At 68.0% G+C, this 16,696-nt stretch carries 16 protein-coding genes and 3 tRNA genes; 5 read left to right on the top strand and 14 right to left on the bottom strand.

Annotated features, from left to right (window positions below):
• Together RA210_RS20805 and RA210_RS20800 are read right to left on the bottom strand one after the other, a co-directional pair.
• Positions 1 to 717 (bottom strand): LrgB family protein, encoded by a 717-nt coding sequence (locus RA210_RS20805; protein ID WP_136491133.1) that lies wholly within the window; start codon positions 715 to 717, stop codon positions 1 to 3.
• Positions 714 to 1,076, bottom strand: a complete 363-nt coding sequence (locus RA210_RS20800; protein ID WP_136491134.1) for a CidA/LrgA family protein — start codon at positions 1,074 to 1,076, stop codon at positions 714 to 716. The genes RA210_RS20805 and RA210_RS20800 overlap by 4 nt, the downstream gene beginning before the upstream one ends.
• A gap of 156 nt (positions 1,077 to 1,232) precedes the next feature.
• On the opposite strand from RA210_RS20800, the gene RA210_RS20795 reads away from it, so the two are divergent.
• Positions 1,233 to 1,880, top strand: a complete 648-nt coding sequence (locus tag RA210_RS20795; protein WP_136491135.1) for an oxidoreductase — start codon at positions 1,233 to 1,235, stop codon at positions 1,878 to 1,880.
• 106 nt (positions 1,881 to 1,986) lie between these two features.
• Positions 1,987 to 2,370 (top strand): hypothetical protein, encoded by a 384-nt coding sequence (locus RA210_RS20790; RefSeq protein WP_136491136.1) that lies wholly within the window; start codon positions 1,987 to 1,989, stop codon positions 2,368 to 2,370.
• A gap of 87 nt (positions 2,371 to 2,457) precedes the next feature.
• Here RA210_RS20790 and RA210_RS20785 read toward each other — a convergent pair whose 3' ends face one another.
• The 9 genes from RA210_RS20785 to rnr form a co-directional block, all read right to left on the bottom strand.
• Positions 2,458 to 4,722 (bottom strand): YgiQ family radical SAM protein, encoded by a 2,265-nt coding sequence (locus RA210_RS20785; protein ID WP_201487869.1) that lies wholly within the window; start codon positions 4,720 to 4,722, stop codon positions 2,458 to 2,460.
• A gap of 94 nt (positions 4,723 to 4,816) precedes the next feature.
• Positions 4,817 to 5,890, bottom strand: coding sequence for an alanine racemase (gene alr / locus RA210_RS20780; protein ID WP_201487868.1), 1,074 nt, complete (start codon positions 5,888 to 5,890; stop codon positions 4,817 to 4,819).
• An 81-nt stretch (positions 5,891 to 5,971) separates the two neighbouring features.
• Positions 5,972 to 7,366 carry a replicative DNA helicase gene (gene dnaB, locus RA210_RS20775; RefSeq protein WP_136491139.1) on the bottom strand — a complete coding sequence of 465 codons (1,395 nt, stop codon included), beginning with the start codon at positions 7,364 to 7,366 and terminating at the stop codon, positions 5,972 to 5,974.
• 115 nt (positions 7,367 to 7,481) lie between these two features.
• The gene (rplI, locus tag RA210_RS20770) at positions 7,482 to 7,928 is read right to left on the bottom strand and encodes a 50S ribosomal protein L9 (RefSeq protein WP_090351833.1); all 447 of its coding nucleotides are present in this window, start codon (positions 7,926 to 7,928) and stop codon (positions 7,482 to 7,484) included.
• 21 nt (positions 7,929 to 7,949) lie between these two features.
• Entirely contained in the window at positions 7,950 to 8,840 is an 891-nt protein-coding gene (locus RA210_RS20765; protein WP_201487867.1) for a hypothetical protein, read from the bottom strand.
• Between the two features lie 34 nt (positions 8,841 to 8,874).
• Positions 8,875 to 9,105 (bottom strand): 30S ribosomal protein S18, encoded by a 231-nt coding sequence (rpsR, locus tag RA210_RS20760; protein ID WP_136491141.1) that lies wholly within the window; start codon positions 9,103 to 9,105, stop codon positions 8,875 to 8,877.
• A gap of 30 nt (positions 9,106 to 9,135) precedes the next feature.
• The gene (gene rpsF / locus RA210_RS20755; RefSeq protein WP_136491142.1) at positions 9,136 to 9,546 is read right to left on the bottom strand and encodes a 30S ribosomal protein S6; all 411 of its coding nucleotides are present in this window, start codon (positions 9,544 to 9,546) and stop codon (positions 9,136 to 9,138) included.
• A gap of 167 nt (positions 9,547 to 9,713) precedes the next feature.
• On the bottom strand, positions 9,714 to 10,466 hold the full coding sequence (rlmB, locus tag RA210_RS20750; RefSeq protein WP_136491143.1) for a 23S rRNA (guanosine(2251)-2'-O)-methyltransferase RlmB: 753 nt from the start codon (positions 10,464 to 10,466) through the stop codon (positions 9,714 to 9,716).
• On the bottom strand, positions 10,463 to 13,162 hold the full coding sequence (rnr, locus tag RA210_RS20745; protein WP_201487866.1) for a ribonuclease R: 2,700 nt from the start codon (positions 13,160 to 13,162) through the stop codon (positions 10,463 to 10,465). Before rnr ends, rlmB begins: the two co-directional genes overlap by 4 nt.
• Positions 13,163 to 13,373: 211 nt before the next feature.
• On the opposite strand from rnr, the gene RA210_RS20740 reads away from it, so the two are divergent.
• From RA210_RS20740 to RA210_RS20730, 3 genes are all read left to right on the top strand, one after another.
• Positions 13,374 to 13,460 (top strand) — tRNA-Leu (locus RA210_RS20740).
• 74 nt (positions 13,461 to 13,534) lie between these two features.
• Positions 13,535 to 13,621: transfer RNA gene (locus tag RA210_RS20735), tRNA-Leu, on the top strand.
• A 74-nt stretch (positions 13,622 to 13,695) separates the two neighbouring features.
• Positions 13,696 to 13,782, top strand: a tRNA-Leu gene (locus RA210_RS20730).
• A gap of 146 nt (positions 13,783 to 13,928) precedes the next feature.
• Here the strand turns inward: RA210_RS20730 and RA210_RS20725 are convergent.
• From RA210_RS20725 to RA210_RS20715, 3 genes are read right to left on the bottom strand one after another with little or no spacing between them, the layout of a single operon-like run.
• The gene (locus RA210_RS20725) at positions 13,929 to 15,224 is read right to left on the bottom strand and encodes an adenylosuccinate synthase (RefSeq protein WP_136491145.1); all 1,296 of its coding nucleotides are present in this window, start codon (positions 15,222 to 15,224) and stop codon (positions 13,929 to 13,931) included.
• Between the two features lie 53 nt (positions 15,225 to 15,277).
• On the bottom strand, positions 15,278 to 16,465 hold the full coding sequence (locus RA210_RS20720; protein ID WP_201487865.1) for an ATP phosphoribosyltransferase regulatory subunit: 1,188 nt from the start codon (positions 16,463 to 16,465) through the stop codon (positions 15,278 to 15,280).
• Positions 16,466 to 16,497: 32 nt separating this feature from the next.
• Entirely contained in the window at positions 16,498 to 16,683 is a 186-nt protein-coding gene (locus tag RA210_RS20715; protein WP_136491415.1) for a DUF2065 domain-containing protein, read from the bottom strand.
• Positions 16,684 to 16,696 lie beyond the last annotated feature (13 nt).

Raw genomic sequence — 16,696 nt, 5'->3', positions numbered from 1 at the left:
TCAGGCGACCGTGGCCACCACCAGCGGCAGCAGGATGGCGGTGGCGCCGCCCATCAGGCTCATCGCCAGCGCCGAGAAGGCGCCGGTTTCCTCGCCCTCCTGCAGCGCCTGGGCGGTGCCCACCGCATGGGCGGTGAGGCCGAGGGCCATGCCGCGCGCCGCCGGATTGCGCACGCCGATACGGGTCAGCAGGGCCGGGCCGCAGATCGCCCCGATCACCCCGGTGATCAGCACGAACACCGCCGCCAGCGCGGCGATGCCGCCGAGCTGCTCGGCGACCAGCATGGCGATCGGCGAGGTCACCGACTTGGGCAGCAGGGTCATCTGCATCACGTGGTCGGCACCGAACAGCCAGGCGAAGCCGATGCCCAGCGCGGTGGCCAGGCTGCCGGCCAGCGCCAGGGTGATCAGGATCGGCCAGAGCAGTTGGCGGATGCGCTTGAGATTGAGGAACAACGGGATGGCCAGGGCTACGGTGGCCGGGCCGAGGAACACGCTGAGCATGCTGACGCTGGCGCGGTACTCGGCGTAGTCGATGCCGCACAGCAGCAGCACGCCGATCACCAGGGTCATCGACAGCAGCACCGGCTGCAGGAACACCCAGCGGGTGCGCTCGAACAGCGCCAGAGCCAGCTGGTAGGCGCCGAGGGTGATGCCGAAGCCGAACAGCGGATGCTGGAGAATCGCCTGCGCGGCGGCGCTCAGGGAGCCACTCATGCCTCGGGCTCCCGGCGCTGCTGACGGTCGATCAGGCGCTGCATCAGCCAGCCGGCGAACAGCATGGCGATCAGCAGCGACAGCACCAGGGTGCCGGCCAGCGCCCAGAAATCGGCGGCGATCGCCTCGGCGTAGGCCATCACCCCCACTGCCGGCGGCACCAGCAGCAGCGGCAGGTAGCGCAGCAGGGCGCCGCCCGCCTCGCCGACCGGCGCCGGCACCTCGCCGCGCCAGACCAGGAAACCGAACAGCAGCAGCATGCCGATGATCGGCCCCGGCAGCATCGGCAACAGCAGCACGTTCAGCCCCGTACCCAGCAGCTGGAACAGCACCAGCCAGCTAATCCCCCGCAACAGCATCGCAACCCCTCCATGAACTCGACCGCATTATAGGGCCTCGCCCAGCAACTACACTTTGGATGTACTTGACCCTGCGCCGACCGCCATGGTGATCTAGGGCCATAGCCGCCGGCACCGGGCGCGCCGACGCAGAATAACAAACAGAACGAGCAGCCAATGCCGCACTCCAACAGTCCCCACCACCTGCTGATTTTCGGCGCCAGCGGCCTGGCCGGCGAGCACCTGCTCGACCGCACCCTCTGCGAGCCGACCGTGCAGCGCGTGCTGGCCCCCAGCCGGCGGCCGCTGTCGGTTCACCCACATCTGGAGAACCCGCGCGGCAATCTGCTGGAAATCCTCCCTCGCCTCGCCGGTCCCGTCGATACCGCCTTCTGCTGCCTGGGCACCACCCTGCGCCAGGCCGGCTCCGAATCCGCGTTCCGCGCCATCGACCACGACCTGGTGATCGCCTGCGCCCGGCGTGCCCGCGAACTGGGCGCGCGCCACTTGCTGGTGCTCAGCTCACTGGGCGCCGACCCGCATTCCAAGGTGTTCTACAGCCGCATCAAGGGCGAGATGGAGGAGGCGCTGAAGGCCCAGGACTGGCCGCAGCTGACCATCGCCCGCCCCTCCCTGCTGCTCGGCCCGCGCCGCGAACAGCGCCCGCTGGAACAGGCCTTCGCACCCATGGCACGCCTGTTGCTTGGAAAGTGGCGCGCCATTTCGGTATGCGTACTCGCCCGCGCCCTCTGGCGCCTGGCCCTCGAGGAAGGGCGAGGCGTCCGGGTGATCGAGTCGGACGAGCTGCGCCGGCTGGGACGCTGAGCGACGCATCACCGAGCTGTCACAACCGGCCTGTAGGCTGGGCAAACGCCGTACGAAAAGCCGCGAGAACAGCGGCACAACCGCAAAACGACCCGAGGGACTCGAGATGACCGCTTTCAACCCCTGGCAGGAACAAGGACTTCACGGCCGCGCCGTCATCGAGGCGCAGCGCTGCTGGCTGGGCCAGCTGGCGGAAGCCCTCAGCGCCCGCCTGCAGCAGGACTGCTCGCAGCCGGCGATCGGCGAATGCCTGGAGCGCCTGATGAGCGGCCTGCTGCAGTCGCTGGTCAGCGAGGAGGAGGCCTATCTGGAACTCGGCCAGCCGGCCGACGCCGCCCATGTCGATGCCCACAATCAGCTGTGCATGGACGTTCTCGAGCTGATCAAGCGCCACGAGCGCGGCGAACCGGTCGGCCTGCAGCTGCTGCAGCTGCTGCAGGGCTGGCTGGAGCGCCACTGCGCGCAGAGCGACCGCCTCGCCCTGCACTGACAGCCTGCCCGGCGCCGCCCGAACGGACGGCGCGCCCAGCGAATCCCCTTGCCGCGGCGCCCTGCGACCAGCTGGGCGCCGCGTCGGTCAGCGTGCGCCCGGACGCTTGCCGCCCGGCTTCTTCTTGCCGCGGGCGAAGGCCTGCGCCTTGCCCTCCTCGCCCTTGTTCCACGCCTTGCTGCCATCGCTGGCGCGCGGCGGCAGACCGCTGTGCTGGGTGAGCAGCGGCTTGCCCGCGGCGGCGCCGACCTTGCGGCTGCCGGCCGGGGTGGAGTTCTTGCGCCGCGCGCTCTGGTAGCCGCCGTCGCCCGCTGGCTGGGTGGCCGGGATCAGCTGGTGCTTGGCCGGACCGATCAGGTCGGCGCGGCCCATTTCCTTGAGCGCCTCGCGCAGCATCGGCCAGTTCTTCGGGTCGTGGTAGCGCAGGAAGGCCTTGTGCAGGCGGCGCTGGCGCTCGCCCTTGACGATGTACACCTCGTCGCTCTTGTAGGTGACCTTGCGCAGCGGATTGCGCCGCGAATGGTACATGGCGGTGGCGGTGGCCATCGGCGACGGGTAGAAGGCCTGCACCTGGTCGGCGCGGAAACCGTTGCGCTTGAGCCACAGGGCGAGGTTCATCATGTCCTCGTCGGTGGTGCCCGGGTGCGCGGCGATGAAGTAGGGGATCAGGTACTGCTCCTTGCCCGCCTCCTTCGAGAACTTCTCGAACATCTTCTTGAAGCGGTCGTAGGTGCCGATGCCCGGCTTCATCATCTTGTCCAGCGGGCCGCGCTCGGTGTGCTCCGGAGCGATCTTCAGGTAGCCGCCGACGTGGTGGGTGACCAGCTCGCGCACGTACTCCGGCGACTCCACGGCGAGGTCGTAGCGCAGGCCGGAGGCGATCAGGATCTTCTTCACCCCGGGCAGGGCGCGGGCGTCGCGGTACAGCTGGATCAGCGCCGAGTGGTCGGTGTTGAGGTTGTCGCAGATGCCCGGATACACGCACGACGGCTTGCGGCAGGCCGCCTCGATCTCGCGGCTCTTGCAGGCGATGCGGTACATGTTGGCGGTGGGACCGCCCAGATCGGAGATCACCCCGGTGAAGCCCGGCACCTTGTCGCGGATCTCCTCGATCTCGCGCAGGATCGACTCCTCCGAGCGGTTCTGGATGATCCGCCCCTCGTGCTCGGTGATCGAGCAGAAGGTGCAGCCGCCGAAGCAGCCGCGCATGATGTTCACCGAGAAGCGGATCATCTCGTAGGCCGGGATCTTCTCGCCCTGGTAGACCGGGTGCGGCACGCGGGCGTAGGGCAGGCCGAAGACGTAGTCCATCTCCTCGGTGGTCAGCGGGATCGGCGGCGGATTCAGCCAGACGTCCTGCTCGCCGTGGCGCTGCACCAGCGCGCGGGCGTTGCCCGGATTGGTCTCCAGGTGCAGCACGCGGTTGGCGTGGGCGTAGAGCACCGCATCGCTCTTCACCTTCTCGTAGGACGGCAGGCGGATCACCGTGCGCTCGCGGGTCAGTTTCGGATGCGGCAGCAGCTCGACCGGCCTGGCCTCGTTGGGATCTTCCACGCCGCCTTTGCCCTGCTCGATCGCGCAGGCCTCGAGATCCTGGGTGTTGACGTAGGGGTTGATGATCTTGTCGATGCGCCCCGGGCGGTCGATGCGCGTGGAGTCGATCTCGAACCAGCCCTCGGGGGTGCCGCGGCGCACGAAGGCGGTGCCGCGCACGTCGTCGATCGACTGGACCGGCTCGCCGGCGGCCAGCCGCTGGGCGACCTCGACGATGGCGCGCTCGGCGTTGCCGTAGAGCAGGATGTCGGCCTTGGCGTCCATCAGGATCGAGTGGCGCACCTTGTCCTGCCAGTAGTCGTAGTGGGCGATGCGCCGCAAGGAGGCCTCGATGCCGCCGAGCACGATGGGCACGCCCTTGTAGGCCTCGCGGCAGCGCTGGCTGTAGACCATGCTGGCGCGGTCCGGACGCTTGCCGGCCACGCCGCCGGGGGTGTAGGCGTCGTCGGAGCGGATCTTGCGGTCGGCGGTGTAGCGGTTGATCATCGAGTCCATGTTGCCCGCCGCCACGCCGAAGAACAGGTTCGGCGCACCGAGCTTCATGAAGTCGTCCTTCGACTGCCAGTCCGGCTGACTGATGATGCCGACGCGGAATCCTTGCGCCTCGAGCAGGCGGCCGATGATCGCCATGCCGAACGACGGGTGGTCGACGTAGGCGTCGCCGGTGACGATGATCACGTCGCAGGAATCCCAGCCCAGCAGGTCCATCTCCTCCCGGCTCATCGGCAGGAAGGGCGCGGGCCCGAAACATTCGGCCCAGTACTTGGGATAGTCGAACAGCGGCTTGACGGCTTGCATGGCGGTGACCAGGAACTCTCGGCGGGAATTGCGCGGGCGCGGAGGATAGCACAAAAAGTGTACAAATCCGACGCCCGAAGTCGGGATTGGTGCCTCAGTAGCGGTGCCGGCGCGCCACCCGCGCGGTGACCTTGCTGAGCAGTTCGTAGCCGATGGTGCCGCAGGCGGCGGCCACCTCGTCGACCGGCAGCTGCGCGCCCCACAGCTCCACCGGCGTGCCGACCTGCGCCTCGGGCACGGCGGTGATATCCACGGTCAGCAGGTCCATCGACACCCGTCCCACCAGCGGCACGCGCTGGCCGCCGACCAGCACCGGGGTGCCGGCCGGCGCACAGCGCGGGTAGCCGTCGGCATAGCCGCAGCTGATGGTGCCGATGCGCGTCGGCCGCTGCGCCACCCAGCCGGCGCCGTAGCCGACGCTCTCCCCGGCCGGCACCTCGCGCACGGCGGTCAGCGCCCCGCTCAGGGTCATCGCCGGGCGCAGGTCGAACTCGGCTGCCGGGCGCTCGGCGAACGGGCTGGCGCCGTAGAGCATGATCCCCGGGCGCAGCCAGTCCAGGTGCGCTTCCGGGCGGGTGAGGATGGCCGCCGAGTTGGCCAGCGAGCGTTGACTGAACGGCAGGTCGTCGAGACTGCGGAAGCAGTCCAGCTGCGCGGCGTTGAGCGGATGCCCGGGCAGGTCGGCGCAGGCGAAGTGGCTGAGCAAGTTGAGTTCGGCCACCTGCTCGGCGCCGGCCAGGCGCGCATGCCAGGCGCGCAGTTCGTCGGCAGCGAAGCCCAGACGGTGCATGCCGGAATCCAGTTTGAGCCAGACGTTGAGCGGGCGCACCAGGTTGCTGGCGAGCAGCGCCTCGGCCTGCTCGCGGCTCTGCACCACCACGTCGAGGCCGAGCTGGGCGGCCATCAGGTATTCCTTGGCCTCGAAGCAGCCCTGCAGCAGCAACACCCGCGCCCGGCCGTGCAGGCCGCGCACCTCGCCGGCCTCCTCCAGGCAGGCGACCACGAAGCCGTCGGCCTCCGGCAGGGCGCTGACCACCTCGCGCGCACCGTGGCCGTAGGCGTTGGCCTTGACCACCGCGAACACCTGCCGACCCGGCGCGCAGGCCCTGGCCCGCGCGTAGTTGTGGCGGATGGCGGACAGATCGATGGTGGCAACCAGGGGGCGCATGGGCGGGGCCTCGAAACGGAAAACGGGCGTCCATCTTACCCGCTGGACGCCCGTTTTCCTTGATCGGCCACAGTCCGGCGATCATTCGTCCTCGAAGTTGTACATCCCCGGCGCGAGGTTCTCGAAGCGGGTGTACTTGCCGAGGAAGGCCAGACGCACGGTACCGATCGGGCCGTTCCGCTGCTTGCCGATGATGATCTCGGCGACGCCCTTGTGCTCGGTCTCCGGGTGGTACACCTCGTCGCGGTAGACGAACATGATCACGTCGGCGTCCTGCTCGATGGCGCCCGATTCGCGCAGGTCCGAGTTGACCGGGCGCTTGTTGGGCCGCTGCTCCAGCGAGCGGTTGAGCTGCGACAGGGCGATCACCGGGCAGTTGAATTCCTTGGCCAACGCCTTCAGCGAGCGGGAGATCTCGGAAATCTCGTTGGTGCGGTTCTCGCCGCCCGAGCCGCCGATCTGCATCAGCTGCAGGTAGTCGACCATGATCAGCGCCAGGTCACCGTGCTCGCGCACCAGACGGCGGGTGCGCGCGCGCATTTCCGAGGGGCTGATGCCGGCGGTGTCGTCGATGAACAGCTTGCGCTCGTTGAGCAGGTTGACCGCCGAGGTCAGGCGCGGCCAGTCGTCGTCGTCGAGGCGACCGGAACGCACCTTGGTCTGGTCGATGCGCCCCAGCGAGGACAGCATACGCATCACCAGCGACTCGCCGGGCATCTCCAGCGAGTACACCAGCACCGCCTTGTCGCTGCGCAGCACGGCGTTCTCCACCAGGTTCATGGCGAAGGTGGTCTTGCCCATCGACGGGCGGCCGGCGACGATGATCAGGTCGGCCGGCTGCAGGCCGCTGGTCTTCTCGTCCAGGTCAGCGAAGCCGGTGGAGATGCCGGTGATCGCCTCGTGGGTGTTGAACAGGGTATCGATGCGGTCGATGGCCTTGGTCAGCAGCTCGTTGAGGCCGACCGGACCGCCGGTCTTCGGCCGCGCCTCGGCGATCTCGAAGATCTTGCGCTCGGCCTCGTCGAGGATCTCGTCGGCGCCGCGCCCCTGCGGGTTGTAGGCGCTGTCGCCGATCTCGTTGCTGATGCCGATCAGCTGGCGCAGGGTGGCGCGCTCGCGGATGATCTGCGCGTAGGCCTTGATGTTGGCCACCGACGGGGTGTTCTTGGCCAGCTCGCCGAGGTAGGCCAGGCCGCCGACCTGGGCCAGTTGGCCTTCCTTGTCGAGCTGCTCGGACAGGGTGACCACGTCGAACGGCTGGTTGCGCTCGGCCAGCTTGTAGATGGCCCGGAAGATCAGCCGATGGTCGTGGCGATAGAAATCGCCGTCGGAGACCAGATCGAGCACCCGCTCCCAGGCGTTGTTGTCCAGCATCAGGCCGCCGATCACCGCCTGCTCGGCCTCGATGGAGTGCGGCGGCACCTTGAGGGCGGCGGTCTCCAGGTCGTATTGCGCGGGGACGCTGATCTCGTTCATCGCTTCGCTACCCTGTTCACCGTACTGCAGAAAGACAAAGGGCACGCCTGCGGATGCAGGGCGTGCCCGATGTTAGCTGCCCGGCATCAGAGATGCACGGGCATCGATGGCAGCCTTAGGCGGCCACCACCACCACGCGAACGGTGGCATCGACGTCGCTGTGCAGGTGCACGGCCACGTCGTACTCGCCGACCAGACGGATGGCACCGTTGGGCAGGCGGATTTCGCTCTTGGCCACTTCCACGCCGGAGGCGGTCAGGGCGTCGGCGATGTCGTGGGTGCCGATGGAGCCGAACAGCTTGCCTTCATCGCCAGCGGTGGCGGTGATGGTGACTTCCAGCTCGGCCAGCTGAGCGGCGCGGGATTCGGCGTAGGCCTTCTTCTCGGCAGCCAGCTTCTCCAGCTCGGCGCGACGGGCTTCGAACGCGGCAACGTTCTCGGCGGTAGCGGCGGTGGCCTTGCCCTGCGGCAGCAGGTAGTTGCGACCGTAACCGGCCTTGACGTTCACCTTGTCGCCCAGGTTGCCCAGGTTGGCGACTTTTTCCAGCAGGATAACTTCCATTTGGCTTTAACCTCTTAACTTTTAACCTTCACCGTCCGTGGGCCCCGGCGCATCGCGCCCGGCGCGCCCACGGAAATCAAACAGACTGTCGACCACGGCCAACACGACCAACAACGGATACACCAGCTGCATGAACAACAGCAGCGACACGTACATCCCCACCAGCCAGAAGCGCCCGAGGCGCTGCTGGGCCACCAGCCCGTGCACCAGCGCGGCGCCGGCGAAGGCCAGCGGCACGCTGCACAGCGGCGTCAGCATGGCCAGCTCGATGCCCAGCCCCGGCAGCAGGAACACGCCCACCAGCAGGGTCACGGCCAGCGGTGCCGGCAGGCGGATGGCGCGGAACTCGCGACCGAAACCGCCGGGGTTGTACAGCAGGGCCTGCCAGTAACGCCCCAGCAGCAGGCACAACAGGCTGAGCAGCTGCAGCAGCGCGGCCATCAGCCCGGTCAGCACCGGCGCCAGCAGCGCGCCGATGCGGGCCCTGTCGTCCGCGCCCATCTGCTGGTAGGCGTCGCCGAGCATCTGCGGCATCAGCTCGAGCAGCTCGGCGGCGTTGCGCTCGACCGTCTCGCCGAACACCGCGTCGATGACCACGCCATACAGCACGCCGAGCACCACGCTGGCCAGCAGCACCCGCGTCCACGACACGCTGGCGCGCAGCACCACGGCCAGGGCCAGACTGCCGAACAGCACCAGCAGCGGCCGCGGCTCGCCGAAGTGCCACCACAGCAGGGTCGGCAGCAGCGCCCACAGCACGACGCCCAGGGCGTCGCTCAGGCCGCGGCGCAGCAGGACCAGCGCGCCGGCTGCCGCGCCCACCCAGAACAGCATGGGCAGGGCTGCCGCGACGACCACCGCGAGGGTGGCCTGCAGGCGTCCACGCATGACGAAGTCAGCCAGTGCCCGCATGGGTTAATCCGTTGACCTGTCGACGGGCCTGGCCTCAGCGGCCGTGGCTGTCGGTGTAGGGCAGCAGGGCCAGGTAGCGGGCACGCTTGATGGCGGTGGCCAGCTGACGCTGATACTTGGCTTTGGTGCCGGTGATACGGCTCGGAACGATCTTGCCGGTTTCGGAGACGTAGGCCTTCAGGGTGTTGAGATCCTTGTAATCGATCTCGACAACGCCTTCAGCGGTGAAACGGCAGAACTTGCGACGACGGAAGAAACGTGCCATGAAGTGGCTCCTCAATACTGGTTACGAAGATTACTCGTCGGCGCTGTCGCCGTCGCTGCCTTCAGCGGCGCCTTCGGCGCTTTCGCTGCGGTCACGACGCTCGCGGCGCTCGTTGCGGCTTTCTTCGGCCTTGAGCATCTCGGACTGCTCGGTGACGGCGGCGTCACGACGGATCACCAGGTTGCGGATGACGGCGTCGTTGTAGCGGAAGTTGTCTTCCAGCTCGGCCAGGGCAGCGGCGCTGCACTCGACGTTCATCAGCACGTAGTGGGCCTTGTGCACGTTGTCGATGGCGTAAGCCAGCTGACGACGACCCCAGTCTTCCAGGCGGTGAACCTTGCCACCGTCTTCTTCGATGGTCTTGGTGTAACGCTCGACCATGCCGCCAACCTGCTCACTCTGATCCGGGTGAACCAGGAAGACGATTTCGTAATGACGCATAAATGCTCCTTACGGGTATGCAGCCTGCCGCCAGGATAGCGGTCAGGCAAGGAGTGAATGTTTCGTGTGTGCTTGCCGCTGGGCGGACGCGCATGCGCCTGCCGGGACGACAAGGGGCAGCATTGTACGGAGGGCAGGACCGCCCCGCAACCAGGCGGGGCGGGATTTCAGACGCCCGGGAGCGGGCGGCGCTGGCGCACCGCCTCGAACAGGCAGACGCCGGTGGCCACCGAGACGTTGAGGCTGCTGACGCTGCCGCCCATCGGCAGCTTGGCCAGGTAGTCGCAGTGCTCGCGGGTCAGCCGGCGCATGCCCTTGCCCTCGGCGCCCATCACCAGCACGGTCGGCCCGCGCAGGTCGAGATCAAAGATCTCCTGGGTCGCCTCGCCGGCGGTGCCGACGATCCACAGGCCCTGCTGCTGCAGCTTCTCGAGGGTGCGCGCCAGGTTGGTCACCGCCACCAGCGGCACCACCTCGGCGGCGCCGCAGGCGACCTTGCGCACCGTGGCGTTGAGGGTCGCCGACTTGTCCTTGGGCACGATCACCGCCTGCACGCCGGCGGCGTCGGCGGTGCGCAGGCAGGCGCCGAGGTTGTGCGGGTCGGTCACCCCGTCGAGCACCAGCAGCAGCGGCACCGACTCGCCGCGCGCCAGCAGCTCCTCGAGGTAGTTCTCCCCCCACACCTGGCTGGGGCTGACCTCGGCGACCACGCCCTGGTGCACGCCCTCGGCCCACTCGTCCAGCTCGCGCCGCTCGCGCTGACCGACCGGCACGCGCGCCTCACTGGCCAGTTGCACCAGCGCCTGCACCCGCGGATCCTGGCGCCCCTCGGCCAGCCACAGCTGCTTGACCCGCTTGGGGTGATGGCGCAGCAATGCCTCCACAGCATGCACGCCGTAAACCCGTTCCCACTGACTCATTCTTCGACCTTGCGTTTACGTATGGCTCGCCCGGCCGATGCGTCGGTCGCGGGCTTCTTGCTTGCCTTGCTCTTGCCCTTGCCCTTGGCCGCCCCGGAAACCCGGTGCGGCCGGGGAACGGCCTTCTTCTTGTCCGCCGCCGTCTTGGCCTTGGTCTTGCCCTTGTCGGCCTTGGCCGACGGCTTCGTCGACGCCTTGGCCTCATCGAGCAGTTTCTTCTTCACCGCCCGACTCTTCTCGACATCGATGTTGCCGAGCAGCAGGTCGGCCTGCTCGAGCAGCTCCGGAGCCACCTCGGGCAGCGCCTGCACCCGGCCGGTCTTGCCCGCCTCGCGGCGCGAAGGCGCAGGCGAGCCGGTCGCCTCCAGCTCGCGCGGCGCGCCGCGCTTGCGCTCCGGCGCCTTGCCGGCCGCCTCCCGGCCTGTCTTCGCCTGCCGCTTGCGCGCCGGCAGCGCGGTGAGCGGGTTGTCGCTGAGCTCGAAGTCGATCTTGCGCTCGTCGAGATCGACGCGCGCCACCAGCACCCCGACGCTGTCGCCGAGACGGAAGCTGCGCCCGGAGCGCTCGCCGGAGAGGCGATGGTGCACCGGGTCGAAGTGGTAGTAGTCGGCCGGCAGCGCGGTGACGTGCACCAGGCCTTCCACGTAGATGTCGGTCAGCTCGACGAACAGGCCGAAGCCGGTCACCGCGGTGACCACGCCGGGGAAGGTCTCGCCGACGCGGTCGCGCATGTACTCGCACTTCAGCCAGTTGACCACGTCACGGGTCGCCTCGTCGGCGCGCCGCTCGGTCATCGAGCACTGTTCGCCGAACCAGGCCAGGCGCTCCTCGTCGTAGGGATAGATGCGCGCCTTGGGCAGGCTGGCCGCGCCGACCCGCACCACCTTGTCGGTCTGCCGCTTGGAACGGATCACGCTGCGGATCGCCCGGTGCACCAGCAGGTCCGGGTAGCGACGGATCGGCGAGGTGAAGTGGGCGTAGGCCTCGTAATTGAGGCCGAAGTGGCCGGCGTTCTCCGGGCTGTACACCGCCTGGCTGAGCGAGCGCAGCATCACCGTCTGGATCAGGTGATAGTCCGGACGCTCGCGCACCGCCTCGAGCAGATTGAGGTAGTCCTTGGGCGTCGGCTCGCCCTTGCCGCGATACAGGGTCAGCCCCAGTTCGGCGAGGAAGCTGCGCAGCTTCTCCAGCTTCTCCGCCGGCGGAACGTCGTGCACCCGGTACAGCGCCGGGATCTCGTGCTCCTCGAGGAAGCGCGCGGTGGCGACGTTGGCGCACAGCATGCACTCCTCGATCAGCCGGTGCGCATCGTTGCGCTGGGTCGGGCGGATCTCGGTGATCTTGCGGTCGGCGCCGAAGACGATGCGCGTCTCCTGGGTCTCGAAGTCGATGGCGCCGCGCACCTGGCGCGCCGCCAGCAGCGCCTTGTACAGCGCATACAGCTGGCGCAGGTGCGGCACCAGGTGCGGCATCTGCTGACGAAGGAACCGGGCCTCGGTCGAGTTGGGCTTCTCCAGCAACTGGCTGACCTTGGTGTAGGTCAGGCGCGCATGGGAATGGATCACCGCCTCGTAGAACTGGTAGCCGGTCAGCTCGCCGCGCTTCGACACGGTCATGTCGCAGACCATGGCCAGACGGTCGACCAGCGGATTGAGCGAGCACAGGCCGTTGGACAGCTCCTCCGGCAGCATCGGAATCACCCGCTCGGGGAAGTACACCGAGTTGCCGCGCTCGATGGCCTCGGCGTCCAGCGCCGATTCGACCTTCACATAGTGGGACACGTCGGCGATGGCGACGAACAGCCGCCAGCCACCGCCCTTCAGCGCCTCGGCATACACAGCATCATCGAAGTCGCGGGCGTCCTCGCCGTCGATGGTGACGAACGACAGCTTGCGCAGATCGACGCGCTTTTCCTTGTCCTTCTCGTCCACCTCGGGCTTGAGCTTCTTCGCCTCGGCCAGCACGGCCTCCGGCCAGACGTGCGGCAGGTCGTAGCTGCGCAGCGCCACCTCGATCTCCATGCCCGGCGCCATGTAGTCGCCGAGCACCTCGACCACCTCGCCCTGGGCCTGACGGAAGGTGGTCGGCCAGACGTCGATGCGCACCTGGACGAACTGGCCATGCCGCGCCGCACCCTGCTTGCCGGGCAGCACCAGCACCTGCTGCTGGATTTTCGGGTTGTCGGCGACCACCACCGAGACGCCGCTCTCCTCGAAGAAGCGGCCGACCAGGGTCTCGTGGGCGCGACTGAGCACCTCGACCAGCGCGCCCTCGCGGCGACCGCGGCGGTCGACGCCGGAGACGCGTGCCAGCGCGGTATCGCCGTCGAACACCAGGCGCATCTGCGCCGGGCTGAGGAACAGGTCGTCGCTGCCGTCGTCGGGAATCAGGAAGCCGAAGCCGTCACGGTGGCCGCTGACGCGCCCACGGATCAGGTCGAGCTTGTCCACCGGGGCATAGGTGCCGCGGCGGGTATAGATCAGCTGGCCGTCGCGCTCCATGGCGCGCAGCCGGCGGCGCAGGGCCTCCTCGGCCTCCTCGCCAGCCAGCCCCAGCTCCTCGAACAGCTGCGCCCGGCTCGCCGGCGCACCGCGCTCGGCCAGGTGGGCGAGGATCAGCTCGCGGCTGGGAATGGGGTTGTCGTATTTCTCCGCCTCGCGGGCGGCCTCGGGATCGAGGCTTTGCCAATCGGCCATGTGTCGGTTTTCACCCTTGGTTGTCTTGCTCTTGGTCATGCCTATATTGAAGCGCGAAAGCGCCCTGCAGGGCAGCTTCGTCGGCACAATAAATTTTTTTCGCATCAGGGGTTTACAAGCCGACGAGGCCACCCTTATGATGCGCGCCCACAGCAGCAGCAACAACTGCAGGCTGTAACGATAGAGCAGATGAGCAATCATCGCACTATTAGCCCAGGTGGCGGAATTGGTAGACGCGCTGGTTTCAGGTATCAGTGGTGGCAACACCGTGGAAGTTCGAGTCTTCTCCTGGGCACCAATTCCAAGCAGACGCGCAAGCGGATGCTGACGAAAGAAGCAGTCAGGCTTCGCCGGCAACGGCAGACATGGCACGCCCAGGTGGCGGAATTGGTAGACGCGCTGGTTTCAGGTATCAGTGGTAGAAATACCGTGGAAGTTCGAGTCTTCTCCTGGGCACCAATTCCAAGCAGACGCGCAAGCGGATGTTGACGAAAGAAGCAGTCAGGCTTCGCCGGTAACGGCAAACATGGCACGCCCAGGTGGCGGAATTGGTAGACGCGCTGGTTTCAGGTATCAGTGATAGCAATATCGTGGAAGTTCGAGTCTTCTCCTGGGCACCAATTCCCAAAAAACCGGATCGCAAGATCCGGTTTTTTTTCGTCCGCAGAAAAGTCGCACCCCACCCTGCCGGCACACTCCGGCAAACCCGTCACCCGCAAAAAAGAAAAAGGCCGCATCAGCGGCCTTTTCCTCGACAGCGCGCCCCTCAGGCGTACGGATGACGCAGCACGATGGTCTCGTTGCGGTCCGGGCCGGTGGAGATGATGTCGATCGGCGCACCGACCAGCTCCTCCACGCGCTTGATGTAGGCGCGGGCGTTGGCCGGCAGGTCGTCGATGGACTTGGCGCCGACGGTGGATTCGCTCCAGCCCGGCATCTCCTCGTACACCGGCTCGAGGCCGACGTAGCTGTCGGCGTCGGTCGGTGCCTCGCCCATGATCTCGCCGGCGGCGTTCTTGTAGGCCACGCACAGCTTGACGGTCTCGAGGCCGTCGAGCACGTCCAGCTTGGTCAGGCACAGGCCGGAGATCGAGTTGATCTCGATGGCGCGACGCAGGATCACAGCATCGAACCAGCCACAGCGGCGGGCGCGACCGGTGGTCGAGCCAAACTCGTGACCGACCTTGGCCAGACGGGCACCGACCTCGTCGAACAGCTCGGTGGGGAACGGACCGGAACCGACGCGGGTGGTGTAGGCCTTGGTGATGCCGAGGATGTAGTCCAGGTACAGCGGGCCGAAGCCGGAGCCGGTGGCGGTGCCGCCGGCGGTGGTGCTGGAGCTGGTCACGTACGGGTAGGTGCCGTGGTCGATGTCCAGCAGCGAGCCCTGGGCACCCTCGAACATGATGTAGGCGCCGGCCTTGCGCAGCTCGTGCAGGCGGGCGGCCACGTCGGTGACCAGCGGCTTGAGGATCTCGGCGTAGGCCAGCGCCTCGTCCAGGGTCTTCTGGTAGTCGACCGGATCGACCTTGTAGAAGTTCTCGAGAACGAAGTTGTGGTAGGTCAGCAGCTCCTTGAGCTTGACCGCGAAGCGCTCGGGGTTGAACAGGTCGCCGATGCGCAGGCCGCGGCGGGCGACCTTGTCCTCGTAGGCCGGGCCGATGCCGCGACCGGTGGTGCCGATCTTGCCTTCCGAGCGGGCCGCCTCGCGGGCCTGGTCGAGAGCCACGTGGTACGGCAGGATCAGGGTGCAGGCCGGGCTGATGCGCAGGCGCTCGCGCACCGGTACGCCCTTCTCTTCCAGCTTGGTGATTTCCTTGAGCAGCGCATCCGGCGCCACCACCACACCGTTGCCGATCAGGCACTGCACGTTGTCGCGCAGGATGCCGGACGGAATCAGGTGCAGGACGGTCTTCTCGCCGTCGATCACCAGGGTGTGGCCGGCGTTGTGGCCACCCTGGTAGCGCACCACGGCGGCAGCCTGGTCGGTCAGCAGGTCGACGATCTTGCCCTTGCCCTCATCACCCCACTGGGTGCCCAGGACCACGACATTCTTACCCATAACACTTGTCCCCTCGTGGAAGGTCGGTACCGGCGCGAAGCCGGTGAAAGTACTCAGGAAGCCAGCGGCGAAACCTGCCAGCCACCCTCCTGTAAACGCAATTCGCTGTCGCAGCCGGCGGCGCGCGCATCGACCAGGCTCTGCCCCGGCAGCGCCTGCACCACCCGCCGACCACTGCGGCGCAGTTCGAGCACGGCCTGCCACAGGCCGGCCTCGCCGCCCTGCGGCGCCCAGACGCCGCCCGGCGCCTCGGCCTGGATCGCCTGACCGAGGCTGACCAGGGTCTTGAGGTCGGTGGAGAAGCCGGTGGCCGGCCGCGCGCGCCCGAAGTCGGCGCCGATGTCGTCGTAGCGCCCGCCCTGGGCGATGGCCTGGCCGACGCCGGGCACGAAGGCGGCGAACACCATGCCGGTGTGGTAGTGGTAGCCGCGCAGCTCGCCGAGATCGAAGTACAGCGGCAGCGCCGGGTAGTGGGCGGCCAGCTCGTCGGCCACCGCCTCCAGCTCGGCCAGCGCCGCCAGCACGGCGGCCGGCGCCGCGGCCAGCTGCGCGCGCGCCTGGCCCAGCACCTCGCGGCCGCCGCACAGCTCGGCCAGGGCGCGCAGCATGGCGCCCTGCTCGGCCGGCAGGCCGGCGGTCAACTCGGCGATCTCGTCGATGGCCTTGCGCTGCAGGGCGTCGAACAGCTGCTGCTCGGCCTCGCCGGACAGGCCGGCGGCGCGGGCCAGGCCGCGGTAGATACCGACATGGCCGAGATCCATGTGCACGTCGGCGACACCGGCCAGCTCGAGCACCTCGAGCATCAGGCCGATGACCTCGCGGTCGCTGGCGGTGCTGGCGTCGCCGTACAGCTCGGCGCCGATCTGGATCGGGCTGCGCGAGGTGGACAGCGCCCGCGGCCGCGCATGCAGCACGCTGCCGGCGTAGCACAGGCGGCTCGGGCCCTCCTGGCGATGGGTGTGCGCATCGAGGCGCGCCACCTGCGGGGTGATGTCGGCACGGAAGCCCATCTGCCGTCCGGACAGCGGGTCGGTGACCTTGAAGGTGCGCAGGTCGAGATCCTGGCCGGCGCCAGTGAGCAGCGACTCCAGGTACTCGATGTGCGGAGTGATGACCAGCTCGTAGCCCCAGTTGCGGAACAGGTCCAGCACCTGACGGCGAGCCGTCTCTATGCGTGCCGCTTCTGCCGGCAGCACTTCCTCGATTCCGTCCGGCAGCAGCCAGCGGTCCAGCGTTGCCATATTGCCTCTCCCCTTTCGGCCGGGCGTGGTGTTCAACGGAGCCAGTAGAGCAGCGCCGTTCCCAGCAGCATGCTGCCCAGTCCGATCAGCCGCAGCTGGCGATCCTCCAGCCCGGCCAGACTGATGACAGCCTCGCGCCAGCGCCGCGGACAGAGGAAGGGCAGGATGCCCTCCAGCACCAGCAGCAGACAGAAAGCGATGCCGAGTTCTTGCCACATGGTTCCCGCAGAC

The sequence above is a fragment of the Pseudomonas sp. OF001 genome (genome assembly GCF_904426495.1).
GTDB lineage: Bacteria > Pseudomonadota > Gammaproteobacteria > Pseudomonadales > Pseudomonadaceae > Geopseudomonas.
Note: the sequence above shows the minus strand (reverse complement) of the source record. Positions and strands in the feature narration are given on the sequence as shown.

Coding starts and splice junctions, on each gene's coding strand:
- RA210_RS20805 (WP_136491133.1), bottom strand. CDS start 717: ATGAGTGGCTCCCTGAGCGCCGCCGCGCAGGCGATTCTCCAGCATCCG.
- RA210_RS20800 (WP_136491134.1), bottom strand. CDS start 1,076: ATGCTGTTGCGGGGGATTAGCTGGCTGGTGCTGTTCCAGCTGCTGGGT.
- RA210_RS20795 (WP_136491135.1), top strand. CDS start 1,233: ATGCCGCACTCCAACAGTCCCCACCACCTGCTGATTTTCGGCGCCAGC.
- RA210_RS20790 (WP_136491136.1), top strand. CDS start 1,987: ATGACCGCTTTCAACCCCTGGCAGGAACAAGGACTTCACGGCCGCGCC.
- RA210_RS20785 (WP_201487869.1), bottom strand. CDS start 4,722: ATGCAAGCCGTCAAGCCGCTGTTCGACTATCCCAAGTACTGGGCCGAA.
- alr (WP_201487868.1), bottom strand. CDS start 5,890: ATGCGCCCCCTGGTTGCCACCATCGATCTGTCCGCCATCCGCCACAAC.
- dnaB (WP_136491139.1), bottom strand. CDS start 7,366: ATGAACGAGATCAGCGTCCCCGCGCAATACGACCTGGAGACCGCCGCC.
- rplI (WP_090351833.1), bottom strand. CDS start 7,928: ATGGAAGTTATCCTGCTGGAAAAAGTCGCCAACCTGGGCAACCTGGGC.
- RA210_RS20765 (WP_201487867.1), bottom strand. CDS start 8,840: ATGCGGGCACTGGCTGACTTCGTCATGCGTGGACGCCTGCAGGCCACC.
- rpsR (WP_136491141.1), bottom strand. CDS start 9,105: ATGGCACGTTTCTTCCGTCGTCGCAAGTTCTGCCGTTTCACCGCTGAA.
- rpsF (WP_136491142.1), bottom strand. CDS start 9,546: ATGCGTCATTACGAAATCGTCTTCCTGGTTCACCCGGATCAGAGTGAG.
- rlmB (WP_136491143.1), bottom strand. CDS start 10,466: ATGAGTCAGTGGGAACGGGTTTACGGCGTGCATGCTGTGGAGGCATTG.
- rnr (WP_201487866.1), bottom strand. CDS start 13,162: ATGGCCGATTGGCAAAGCCTCGATCCCGAGGCCGCCCGCGAGGCGGAG.
- RA210_RS20725 (WP_136491145.1), bottom strand. CDS start 15,224: ATGGGTAAGAATGTCGTGGTCCTGGGCACCCAGTGGGGTGATGAGGGC.
- RA210_RS20720 (WP_201487865.1), bottom strand. CDS start 16,465: ATGGCAACGCTGGACCGCTGGCTGCTGCCGGACGGAATCGAGGAAGTG.
- RA210_RS20715 (WP_136491415.1), bottom strand. CDS start 16,683: ATGTGGCAAGAACTCGGCATCGCTTTCTGTCTGCTGCTGGTGCTGGAG.